The sequence below is a fragment of the bacterium genome, from assembly GCA_016703265.1.
Classification (GTDB): domain Bacteria; phylum Krumholzibacteriota; class Krumholzibacteriia; order LZORAL124-64-63; family LZORAL124-64-63; genus CAINDZ01.
Genome location: JADJCK010000006.1, coordinates 353566 through 365101 on the forward strand (window position 1 = coordinate 353566; position 11536 = coordinate 365101).

Annotated in this window: 8 protein-coding genes; 4 read left to right on the plus strand and 4 right to left on the minus strand. The window is 70.1% G+C overall.

The features are described 5' to 3' along the window. Nucleotides 1-5 precede the first annotated feature (5 nt). From IPG61_13290 to serS, 3 genes are read right to left on the minus strand one after another with little or no spacing between them, the layout of a single operon-like run. Nucleotides 6-1565: a response regulator gene (locus IPG61_13290; protein MBK6735031.1), complete on the minus strand. Its 1560-nt coding sequence runs from the start codon at nt 1563-1565 to the stop codon at nt 6-8. A 22-nt stretch (nt 1566-1587) separates the two neighbouring features. Further along, the gene (locus tag IPG61_13295) at nt 1588-2889 is read right to left on the minus strand and encodes a HAMP domain-containing histidine kinase (protein ID MBK6735032.1); all 1302 of its coding nucleotides are present in this window, start codon (nt 2887-2889) and stop codon (nt 1588-1590) included. Continuing rightward, entirely contained in the window at nt 2886-4145 is a 1260-nt protein-coding gene (serS, locus tag IPG61_13300; GenBank protein ID MBK6735033.1) for a serine--tRNA ligase, read from the minus strand. The genes IPG61_13295 and serS overlap by 4 nt, the downstream gene beginning before the upstream one ends. A gap of 241 nt (nt 4146-4386) precedes the next feature. Here serS and pyrF point away from each other — a divergent pair, with 241 nt between their 5' ends. Genes pyrF through IPG61_13320 form a run of 4 tightly spaced genes read left to right on the plus strand, consistent with a single transcriptional unit; the run spans nt 4387 to nt 8060 of the window. Beyond that, the gene (pyrF, locus tag IPG61_13305) at nt 4387-5136 is read left to right on the plus strand and encodes an orotidine-5'-phosphate decarboxylase (protein MBK6735034.1); all 750 of its coding nucleotides are present in this window, start codon (nt 4387-4389) and stop codon (nt 5134-5136) included. 34 nt (nt 5137-5170) lie between these two features. Next, entirely contained in the window at nt 5171-5743 is a 573-nt protein-coding gene (locus tag IPG61_13310) for an orotate phosphoribosyltransferase (protein MBK6735035.1), read from the plus strand. 17 nt (nt 5744-5760) lie between these two features. After that, nucleotides 5761-7290, plus strand: coding sequence for a hypothetical protein (locus IPG61_13315; protein MBK6735036.1), 1530 nt, complete (start codon nt 5761-5763; stop codon nt 7288-7290). Further along, nucleotides 7287-8060, plus strand: a complete 774-nt coding sequence (locus IPG61_13320) for a polyphenol oxidase family protein (GenBank protein MBK6735037.1) — start codon at nt 7287-7289, stop codon at nt 8058-8060. The genes IPG61_13315 and IPG61_13320 overlap by 4 nt, the downstream gene beginning before the upstream one ends. A gap of 1 nt (nt 8061) precedes the next feature. Here the strand turns inward: IPG61_13320 and IPG61_13325 are convergent, their stop codons facing one another. After that, the gene (locus IPG61_13325) at nt 8062-11511 is read right to left on the minus strand and encodes a cobalamin-dependent protein (GenBank protein ID MBK6735038.1); all 3450 of its coding nucleotides are present in this window, start codon (nt 11509-11511) and stop codon (nt 8062-8064) included. Between the last annotated feature and the right edge of the window lie 25 nt (nt 11512-11536).

The following is an 11536-nucleotide window of genomic DNA, read 5'->3' on the forward strand; positions in this document are numbered from 1 at the left end:
TCCGCTCAACGCGGCTTCAGGACGAGGAACGGGCAGATCATCTCCTCGAGGCTGATGCCGCCGTGCTGGAAGCTGTCCCGGTACAGCCGCTCGTATTCGTGGAAATTCGTCGGGTAGACGAGGTAGTTGCCCTCGGTGGTGATGGCGTAGTTCTCGATCGATGTCTGCGCCGGCAGCCGGTAGTCCTCGGGGTTCTTCATCAGCATGACCTTGTCCTCGTCGACCCCGAGGTTGTCCCCGAACTTGTAGCGCACGTTGCTGCTCGTGTCGCGGTTGCCGCGGATCTGTACCGCGCGCCGGCAGAGCTTCGAGCCGTGGTCGGTGGTCAGGATCACGGCGCAGTCGCGCCGGGCGAGCGTCTTCAGGACATCGTAGAGGTTCGAGTGCTCGAACCACGAGCGCATCAACGTGCGGAACGCCGCCTCGTCGGGCGCCAGCTCCTTCAGGATGCGGTTCTGGCTGCGCCCGTGCGCCATCATGTCGAGGAAATTGTAGACGCCGGCCACCAGGCGCGTGCCGCCGAGCGAACCCAGGTTGCGGTAGAGATGGTCGGTGTCGCGCGCGTCCGAGACCTTGTAGTAGCGGCTGTTGCCGGCCGCGGGACTGCCCAGGCGCTTCAGCTGCTCCTCCAGCAGCTCGCCCTCGTGCGCGTTGCGGCTGCCGTCGTGGTCGGCCGACGCGATCCACCACTGCGGGTAGCCGCGGGCGATATCCAGCGGGTGCAGGCCGGCGAACAGCGCGTTGCGCGCGTACGGCGTGGCGGTGGGCAGGATCGACCAGTAGTGGCGGCGGTCGAGATGGTAGAATTCCTCGAGCATCGGCTCGATCATCCGCAACTGGTCGAGCCGCATGCAGTCGATCACGATCCAGAAGACCTGCTTGTGGTTCTCGATCTCGGGCGCGATCCACGTCTCGAAGACCTGAGGGCTCAGCAGCGGGCCGCCGCTGCCGGGCGCTGCGTTCACCCAGTCCTTGTAGTGGCGACGGACGAACTTGGCGAAGGCCAGGTTGGCCGCCGTGTACTGCTCCTCCAGGGTCTGCAGCAGGCCGTGGTCGGCATAGGCGAAGAGGTCGAGGCTCCAGGTCACCAGGTCGCCGTAGATCGCCAGCCAGTCGTCGGGCGTGGCCGCCGTGGCGAAGCGGTCGCCCAGCTTCATGAAGTTGCTCATGTAGCCGCGCGCCACCTCCTCGCCCGCCAGCTTGCGCGCCTCGAGCTGGCGCTTGAGCGCCGAGAGGATCTGCAGGGGCGACACCGGCTTGACCAGGTAGTCGTCGATGCGCTTGCCGATGGCGCGCGTGACCAGGTCCTCGGCCTCGCTCTTGGTGATCATGATCACGGGCACGTGCTCGTTGATGCGGCGAATCCCCTCGAGCGTCTCGAGGCCGCCCATGCCGGGCATCATCTCGTCAAGAAGGATGGCGTCGTACGGCTTCTCGCGCAGCATGGCCAGGCCGTCCATGCCGTTGGTCGCGCCCTCGACGGCGTAACCCTTCTCGCCGAGATAGACCACGTGCGAGCGGAGTTCCTCGATGTTGTCGTCGATCCACAGGATGCGGAAAGCCACGGGGGCTCCTTCTGGTCGCGGTTCAGGCCGGGCGCGCCGGCGATGACACGTGTGTCGGCGAAGACGCCTGCGCCGACTTTGTCACGGGCGCCGGCAACGTCACCAGGAAGGTGGTGCCGTGCGGGCTGGTCGACTCGACGCGGATCCTGCCACCATGGTACTCGGTGACGATGCGCTTGACGAGCGCCAGGCCCATGCCCCAGCCGCGCTTCTTGGTCGTGAAACCCGGCTCGAAGATCTTGTTGCCCTCGCGGGGCGGGATGCCGCGACCGGTGTCCGCGACATAGAGGTGGATGCCCCCGGAAGGCGCATCCTCCAGGCGCACCGTGATGGTGCCCTTGCCGTCGATCAGTGCATCGATCCCGTTCTTGATCAGGTTCTCCAGGACCCAGCCGAGCAGGTCACGGTTGAACAACACGGGGTTGGTAACAGTTCCCTCGCGCCGGAGCTGCACACGGCCGCCGAAATGGGGCAGCCGGCGGCGGAAGTACTCGATGATCTCGTCGGCCACATTGTTGATGTCGGTGTCCTCGAGCTTCGGATGCGACCCGATCTGGCTGAATCGCGCCGAGACCATGCTCAGGCGGTCGACATCGCGGTTCAGCTCCGAGACGACGTCGTCCTTCTTGCCCAGCCGGTCCTCGAGCAGGGCCACCCAGCCCATGATAGAGGTCAAGGGCGTGCCCAGCTGGTGCGCCGTCTCCTTGGCCATGCCGGCGAACAGCGCCTTTTGCTGGGCGTCCTTCTTGTTCTGCAGGGCCCAGAGGATGACGAGGAAGAAAAGGGCCATCACGGCCAGCTCGAGGTAGGGCATGACGCGGAGCCTCTGGCTCAGCGCCGAACGCCCGTAGTGGACGGTGCCGACACGCTTGCCGGAAGGGTCCATGACGGCGAACGGGTCCTGCTCCTGGTCGTAGGCGGCCGCCAGCGACAGGATCTCGAGGACCACCGGGTTGCTGGGGTTGGACATGTTCTCGCGGAGGAGGATCTGGTAGCCCGGGTTGGGGACGCCGATCACCGCCTCGTTCCAGAGGTACGGCCGGCCGGCGTTGTCGGTCAGGATGAACGGCACCTCGTTCTCGTTGATGATGTCGATCAACGGCTGCAGGCCCTCGAGCGACTCGGCCTTGATCAGCCGGCTGGCGTTGGCCGCGAGCAGGCTGGTGGTCAGGTAGGCCTGGCGTTCAACGCTCTGGGAAACGCGGAACGTGAATACCGTCGTGGCCACGACGATACTGATGCTGCCGAGCACGAGGTAGATCGCGAACAGGTAGCGGCGCCGCAGCCACGACACTCCCGGGCGCGGCATCCGGATTCGCGTCATCCGATGTACTCCAGCCCGCCCATGTACGGGCGCAACACGTCGGGGACGCGCACGCGCCCGTCAGCGGTCTGGTAGTTCTCGAGGATGGCCACCAGTACGCGCGGCAGGGCGAGGCCCGAGCCGTTCAGCGTGTGGACGTAGCCCTTGTCGCTGCCGCCCTTGTAGCGGATGCCGGCGCGCCGCGCCTGGAAATCGCCGAAGTTGCTGCACGACGAGACCTCCAGCCACTTGCCGACGCCCGCCGCCCACACCTCCAGGTCGTAGCACTTGGCGGCGGCGAAGCTGAGATCGCCGGTGGCCAGGGCCAGCACGCGGTAGGGCAGCCCGAGCTTCTGCAGCAGTTCCTCGGCGTCGGCCGTCAGCGACTCGAGTTCGTCCCACGAGGTATCCGGCGCCACGAACTTCACCATCTCCACCTTGTGGAACTGGTGCACGCGCAACAGGCCGCGCGTGTCCTTGCCGGCGGCGCCCGCCTCGCGGCGGAAGCAGGGCGAGAAGGCGCAGTACTTCAGCGGCAACTGGGCGGCGTCGAGCGTCTCCTGCATGTGGACGTTGGTGACCGAAACCTCGGCGGTCGGGATCAGGTACAGGTCGTCCACCTGGCAGTGGTACATGTCCTCGGCCAGTTTCGGCAGCTGGCCGGTGCCCTGCATCGCCTCGGCGTTGACCAGGTACGGGATGTTGAACTCGGTGTAGCCCTGCTCCAGGTGCACGTCGAGGAACCAGTTGATGAGTGCACGTTCGAGGCGCGCGCCCTGGCCGGAAAGCACCGTGAAGCCGCTGCCGCTCATGCGCACGGCCCGCTCGGGGTGGAAGATGCCCAGCTCGGCGGCCAGGTCCCAGTGCGGCACCATCGCGTGTGCCGGCTGCGTCACCTCGCCCCAGGTGCGCACGACGACGTTGCATTCCTCGCCACCCTCGGGCACCGAGGCATGCGGCAGGTTGGGGATGCGCAGGTAGAGCTGCTCGACCGCGGCCTCGAGTTCGACGGCGGAGTCCTTCAGCTGCTTGAGCCGGTCCGAGACGCTCTTCATCTCGGCGATGGCTGCCGAAGCGTCGCCGCCGGCCTTCTTGACGTCGCTGATGGCGCGGTTGGCGCGGTTGGCTTCGGCCTGCAGGGTCTCGATCTCCTGCAGGGCGGCGCGGCGCGCGGCGTCCTGGTCGTAGTAGGCCTGGATGTCGACGGACTCGCGCTTGAGGGCGACGGCGCGGACGACCTGGTCGCGGTTCTCGCGCAGGAACTTGCGGTCGAGCAAGGGGGCACCTCTCGGGGAGTTGGCAACGGCCGGCGCTGCCGGGGCGTTCGCAAGAAACACGCCCGCCGCAACAGGTTCCGGCGGGAAATTGGTTTTGCATTCCACGGCAGCGGCTGCTAAGAAGGTTAGTCACAGGAACAAGGCCCCGGCAAGCCAAATCGCGGGTTGCCGGCGGCCCGCACCGCCCGCCGGACGCGCCCTGCCGGACGCGCTCCCGGGGCGCATCCCGATCGAGGCGGCCATGCTCCGAAACGAACTCATCGGTCGCCTGCGGGCGCTGCCGCCAGGCCGGCGCCTGATCACGGCCCTGGATGTCCCGGACACGGCGGCCGCGCTGGCCCTGGCCGGGCGCCTGGGGCCGCGAGGCGGCTTCGTCAAGGTGGGCCTGGAGCTCTTTTCCGCCGGCGGTCCCGAGGTGGTCACCGCCCTGCGCGGCCTGGGCCGGGACGTCTTCCTGGACCTCAAGTACCATGACATCCCGAATACCGTCGCTTCGGCGGCGCGGCAGGCCGCACGCCTCGGCGCCTCGCTCTGTACGATCCACGCCGCGAACGGTCGGGCGGCAATGGAGGCTGCCGCGAAGGCGCTGGCCGAGGCACCGCCGGGCGCCGACGGCGGTCGCCCGGCCCTGCTGGCAGTTACGGTGCTGACCAGCCTCTCGGCGGCGGACCTGGACGAGGTGGCCCCGGGCGGCGGGTCGCTGGCCGACCGCGTGGCCCGGTTGGCGATGCTGGCCTGGGAAAGCGGCTGCGACGGCCTGGTCTGTTCGGCGGCCGACCTGCCTGCGTTGCGGCGCGTGGTGGGCCCCGAGCCGCTGGTCGTGACCCCGGGCATCCGCCCGGCCGACGGCAGCCTCGACGACCAGAAGCGCGTGGCCACCCCGCGGCAGGCTGCCGCAGCGGGCGCCGACTTCCTGGTCATCGGGCGCCCGGTGACCCAGGCGCCCGACCCGGCAGCAGCGCTGGCCTCGCTCGCCGCCGATTTCGCGTGACCCGAGAACAAGGCTTCCGCAGAAAGGGACTCCCGTGAACGAAAGCAGTCTCCTGTCGCTGATGGAGGAACTGGGCGCGCTGCACAAGGGACACTTCCTCCTGAGCAGCGGCCGCCACAGCCACACCTACTTCCAGTGCGCGCGCCTGCTGCAGTTCCCCGAACTGGCGCGTGAACTGGGCGCCGAGCTGGCGACGTTCTTCGCCGATGTGCCCCATGACGTGGTGGTGAGTCCCGCACTCGGCGGCATCCTCATCGGGCATGAAGTGGCCCGCGCGGTCGGACGCCGCTTCCTGTTCACCGAACGCAAGGAAAGCCAGATGGAGCTGCGTCGCGGCTTCACGCTGGAGCCGCGGGAGAAGGTCCTCATCGTCGAGGATGTGGTGACCCGCGGCACCAGCCTGCTGGAAGTGGCGCGCGTGGTCGAGGCGAACGGCGGCGTCGTCGTCGGCCTGTCCTGCATCGTCGACCGCACCGGCGGCGAGGTCGAATTGCCCCTGCCGCTGCGGTCGTTGGCGCGCGTCGCCGTGGAAACCTGGGAACCGGCGGACTGCCCGCTGTGCCGCGCCGGCAAGCCGGTGATCAAGCCCGGCAGCCGCGGCAACTGAAGGACGGAGACGCCTTGATGCAGCGGGCGGCAGGCGGGCGCCGGGCAGCGCTGGCCGCGGGACTGGCCGTCGCGCTGCTGGCGTGCGTGACCTGGCCGCTGCTGCACCCGGCGCGGCCGCTGTTGCCCACCGATGACCTCTACACGCACCTGTCCGTCACAAGGCACCTGGCGCGCGGCGACGGGTTCCTCTGCGACATCGCCTATCCCCTGTCGTTCGCCTGGCCCTTCGCGCGCGTGCTGCCGCAGCCGCTCGTGCATCGCCCCCCGGGCTGGCCCGTAGCCCTGCTGGTGCCGTACGCGGCGGTCGGCGGCGACACGCACCGCCTTCCCGGCGCCGTGCGCGCGCTGCAGGTGCTGGTGCTGGCGATCATCGCCGGACTGGGTACCGCGGCGTGGGTCCGGCGCGGGCGCCTCGGCGCCGCAGCCGCCTGGCTGGTGCCGCTGGCCGCCTGCCCGCTGCTCCCGTACGCCGTGGACTGGGGACACACCGAACTGCCCGCCGCAGCGCTGCTGCTGTCGGTGTGGCTGCGGCATCGCGACGGCCTGCGGACGCCGGGCGCGATCGACGGCCTGCTGACAGGGCTGCTGGCGCTGCTGCGACCGGAACTGGCCTGGCTGCCGCCGGCGTGGTGGTTGTGGCTGGCGCACCGCACTCCCGCGGACAGGCGCCGGGCGCGGCGCGGGACCTGGCTGGCGATGCTCGTCGTGCTGGCGCTGTCGGGACCGTGGCTGGTGCGCAACGCGCGGCTGACCGGCAACCCGTTCTTCAGCGTGCAGGCCGCGGCCGAAGTGGCCAAGGACACGCGCACGTGGCCCGGGTACGAGGTCTACCGGCAACTGGAGCCGCAGCCGGCCTGGCGGCTGCTGCGCGACGACCCGCTGCCGGTGGCGCGGAAGACAGCCCGCGGACTGCGCTTCTTCGCGCGCGAGTTGCCGGGCCTGGTGCCGTGCGCATTGCCCGTGTTGTTGCTGGCCGGCGCACTGGCCGGGCGTCGCAGCGGGTTGCGGCGGCGGCCAGCCGCCGCGAATGGACCCGAGGCGATCGCGCCGCACCCATCATGGTTGCGCGCACCCGCACCCACCGCGCTGGCATCGCTGGTCGCACTGGCCGCACTCTACGCGCCGCTGGACCACTCGCTGCGCCACCTGCTGGTGATGGTCCCGATCCTGGCCTGGGAAGCCGCGCCCTGGCTGGGCGAATGGCCCTGGACATTGCGGCGTCGCGGCGCCGTGCGTCCGGCCTGGCCGGCCTGGCGCACGGTGCTGGCCGCGCTGGTCGTGGCCGTGCCGGTGGTGCTGCTGACACAGCGTGAACCGACCGGCTGGGCCGGCGCCGCGCGCGACGCGGTGACCATGCAGGCGGGGGCCCTCCGCGAGGCGGAAGTGCTGCGCGGCCTGCCCGCCGATGCGGTGCCGTTCGTGGAGTCGGCCGCTGCGCCCTGGCTGGCCGACCGCGCTGCCGTCTGGTCACCGCGCGATGAGGCCACTGCGGCCGTGATCCGCGCCTGGCTGGCCCCTGCGTCCGGCACCGGGAGGCAACCGTGAGCACACCGCACTGGCTGGCAGAAGAACGGACACTGGCCGCTGCAGGGTGGCGCCACGGCTGGACGACGACGGAGGGCCCGGACTTCCGCGCCGGCCCGGGCGTCCCGGCCATGAAGGCCGCGATGGCGACGCTCGGCCGCGGCACGCGCCTGGCGGCCCTGGCCTGGGTCCACCAGGTGCACGGCGGCACGGTGCTGCGCGCCCGGGGCCCGGGCCTGGTCGGCGATGCCGACGCCCTGTGGACAACGGAACCCGGCCTGGCGACGGTCGGGCGCGGCGCCGACTGCCCCCTGGTCCTGGTGGGCGGCCGACTCGGGTCCGGCGACGGCATCTGGGGCTTCGCGCACGCCTCGTGGCGTTCGACGGTCGCCGGCATCACCGGTTCGCTGCTGGCGGCCATGACCGCGGCCGGACTGCGACCGGAAACGGCGCACGCGGTCATCTGCCCCTCGGCGGGTCCCTGCTGCTACGAGGTGGGTGACGAAGTGCGCTCGGCGGCCGTGGAACGGCTGGGACCGCAGGCGGCGGCCTTCTTCACGCCGCACGGCCCGCGCTGGCTGTTCGACCTGTGGGCGGCCAACGAGGCCCAGCTGGGCGCCGCCGGCGTGCCGCCCGCGGCGGTGGCGCGCAGCGGGCACTGCACGATCTGCGGCGGCACCGACTTTCCCAGCCATCGCCGCGACGGCGAGGCCGCCGGCCGCTTCGCGGCCTTCATCGCCGGCGACGGGCCCGCGGCGCCCGCCGGCCTTGAACCCGACGTCGGCGGCTGACCTACATCGACCGCCGGTACTGCCCGCCCACCGCGTAGAGCGCCCCGGAGATCTGTCCCAGCGAACACGACTTGCCCGCGTCGAGCAGGGCCTCGAACGTGTTGCCGTGCCTGACGGCGGCCTGCTGCAGCGCCGACAGGCGGGCCGCGGCGACATCGGCGTGGCACGCGTGGAAGGCGGCCAGCGTCGCGATGGCGAATTCCTTCTCGGCCTCGGTCGAGCGGATGACCTCGCCCGGCACGATGGTCGGTGAACCGTTGGGGTCCAGGTAGGTGTTCACGCCGACGATGGGCAGTTCGCCGCTGTGCTTCAGCGACTCGTAGTACAGCGACTCCTCCTGGATCTTCGTGCGCTGGTACATGCGCTCCATGGCTCCCAGCACGCCGCCGCGCTCGCTGAGCGCCGAGAACTCGGCGAGGACGGCCTCTTCCACCAGCGCCGTCAGCTCGTCGATGATGAACGCACCCTGCAGCGGGTTCTCGTTGCGGGCCAACCCCAGCTCGCGGTTGATGATCAACTGGATGGCCATGGCGCGCCGCACCGATTCCTCGGTGGGCGTCGTGATGGCCTCGTCGTATGCGTTCGTGTGCAGCGAATTGCAGTTGTCGTAGATCGCGTACAGCGCCTGCAACGTGGTGCGGATGTCGTTGAACGCGATCTCCTGCGCATGCAGCGAGCGGCCCGAAGTCTGGATGTGGTACTTGAGCATCTGGCTGCGCTCGTTGGCGCCGTAACGGTGGCGCATGGCGCGCGCCCAGATGCGGCGCGCAACACGTCCCAGCACCGAGTACTCCGGATCCATGCCGTTGCTGAAGAAGAACGACAGGTTCGGCGCGAAGCTGTCGACCGGCATCCCGCGCGAGAGGTAGTACTCGACGAAGGTGAACCCGTTCGCCAGCGTGAGCGCCAGCTGCGTGATCGGGTTGGCGCCCGCCTCGGCGATGTGGTAGCCGCTGATCGAAACGGAATAGAAATTGCGCACGCGGTTGTCGATGAAGTACTGCTGGATGTCCCCCATCAGGCGCAGCGCGAACTCGGTCGAGAAGATGCAGGTGTTCTGGGCCTGGTCCTCCTTGAGGATGTCCGCCTGCACCGTGCCGCGCACGGCGGCCAGCGTCTCGGCCTTGATGCGGGCGTAGACCTCCGGCGGCAGCACCTGGTCGCCGCTGGCGCCCAGCAGCATCAGGCCCAGCCCGTCGTTGCCGTCAGGCAGCGGGCCGGCGTACGTCGGCCGCACGTAGCCACCCTCCTTCGCCAGGGCAGCCAGCTTCGCCTCCACCTGCTTCGTCAGTCCCTGCGCATGGATGTACTTCTCGCAGCCCTGGTCGATCGCCGCGTTGAGGAAGAACGCGAGCATCATCGGCGCCGGTCCGTTGATGGTCATCGAGACCGAGGTCTTGGGAGCCGCCAGGTCGAAGCCCGAGTACAGCTTCTTGGCGTCGTCCACCGTCGCGACGGAGACGCCGCTGTTGCCGACCTTGCCGTAGATGTCGGGGCGGCGCGCCGGGTCCTCGCCGTAGAGCGTCACCGAATCGAACGCCGTCGACAGGCGCACCGCCGGCATGCCCAGCGATACGAAATGGAAGCGGCGGTTCGTGCGCTCGGGACCGCCTTCGCCGGCGAACATCCGCGTGGGATCCTCGCCTTCGCGCTTGAGCGGGAAGACTCCCGCGGCGTACGGGTAGCAGCCGGGGACGTTCTCCGTCAGCTGCCAGCCGAGGATGTCGCCCCAGTCGCGCCACCGCGGCAGGCAGACCCGCGGGACACGCGTGCCGCTGAGCGAACGCGAGACCAGCGGCTGCGTGATGACCTTGTCGCGGACGTGGTAGCGGAACTCGTCGGCGCTGTACTTCTCGACCAGGGCCGGCCACTCCTCCAGGAGCCGCCGTGAATCGGGCGCCAGCTCCGCGCGCAACGCGGCGTACTGCGCGATGACGGCGCAGGTGGCCGCCGCATCACTGCCGGTGGCCGCCAGTTCGGGCAGCACGCCGGGCGCCGGCTCGCCGCCGCGCAGCTCCGCCACGGCACCGTGGAGCCGGTAGAGCCGGCTGGCCAGCGCGCACTGCCCGGCGATGCGGCGGTCCTCCGCGCGGCTGTTCTCGACGATCTCCGCCAGGTAGCGCACGCGCTCGGGCGGGATCACCGGGTGCGGCTTTTCGTCACCTGTCGCAGGCGGCGTCGAGGGCACGCGGTCGGCCAGGGCGTCGAGGCGGGCCGACAACGCCGCGTAGAGGCGATTGACGCCGCCGTCGTTGAACTGCGAGGCCACGGTGGCGAACACCGGCAGTTCCTCGTCGGGGCCCTCGAACCGGTTGTGGTTGCGCCGGTACTGCCGCCGCACGTCGCGAAGCGCGTCGAGGCTGCCCCGGTGGTCGAACTTGTTGATGGCGATGACGTCGGCGAAATCGAGCATGTCGATCTTCTCGAGCTGCGAGGCCGCTCCGTATTCCGATGTCATCACGTAGAGCGACACGTCGGCGTGGTCGACGATCTCGGTGTCGCTCTGGCCGATGCCGCTGGTCTCGACGATGACCAGCCCGAAGCCGGCCGCCTTGCAGATGTCGATGGCGTGGCGCACGTACTTCGACAGAGCCAGGTTCGACTGCCTCGTGGCCAGCGAGCGCATGTAGACCCGCTGGTCGTCGATCGCGTTCATGCGGATGCGGTCGCCCAGCAGGGCGCCCCCGCTGCGGCGTCGCGAAGGATCCACCGAGACGATCGCCACCGTGCCGTCGCGCCGGTCGGCGAGGTAGCGGCGCACCAGTTCGTCGACCAGCGACGACTTGCCTGCGCCGCCGGTGCCGGTGATGCCCAGCACGGGAACCCTGGCGCCGGCCGGCGCAGCGGCGTGCACGGCCGCCAGCAGGTCATCGCCCTGGTCGGGGTAGTTCTCGGCCAGCGAAATGAGGCGCGCCAGCGCGCGCGGGTCGCGTTCCGGCAGTGCCGACAGCAGCGGCGCCAGGTTGCCCGGCGCCGGCGCCTCGCCCACCGGGAAGTCGCATTGGCGCATCACTTCGTTGATCATGCCCTGCAGGCCCATGGCGCGACCGTCGTCGGGCGAGAACACGCGCGCGATGCCGTACGCATGCAATTGCGCGATCTCCGCCGGCAGGATGGTGCCGCCGCCGCCGGCGAAGATCAGGATGCGCCGCCCCGAGGCGGCGACCAGGTCGTGCATGTACTGCAGGAACTCGAGGTGACCGCCCTGGTAGCTGGTCAGGGCGATGCCCTGGGCATCCTCCTGGACGGCGCAGTCGACGATCTCGCGCACCGAGCGGTTGTGCCCGAGGTGGATGACCTCGGCGCCCGTGGCCTGCAGCAGCCGCCGCATGATGTTGATCGCGGCGTCATGGCCGTCGAACAGAGAGGCCGCCGTCACCAGGCGCACGTGATGGACGGGACGGTACGGTTCGCAGCCGGGTACGGCGGCGGGAAGCGGCGACGGGGACATCGCGACCTTCCGGTAGTTGTGGGCG

Excerpts from the sequence above, each read along its gene's own strand:
- IPG61_13295 (MBK6735032.1), bottom strand. The coding sequence starts at position 2,889 with ATGACGCGAATCCGGATGCCGCGCCCGGGAGTGTCGTGGCTGCGGCGC.
- pyrF (MBK6735034.1), top strand. The coding sequence starts at position 4,387 with ATGCTCCGAAACGAACTCATCGGTCGCCTGCGGGCGCTGCCGCCAGGC.
- IPG61_13315 (MBK6735036.1), top strand. The coding sequence starts at position 5,761 with ATGCAGCGGGCGGCAGGCGGGCGCCGGGCAGCGCTGGCCGCGGGACTG.
- IPG61_13325 (MBK6735038.1), bottom strand. The coding sequence starts at position 11,511 with ATGTCCCCGTCGCCGCTTCCCGCCGCCGTACCCGGCTGCGAACCGTAC.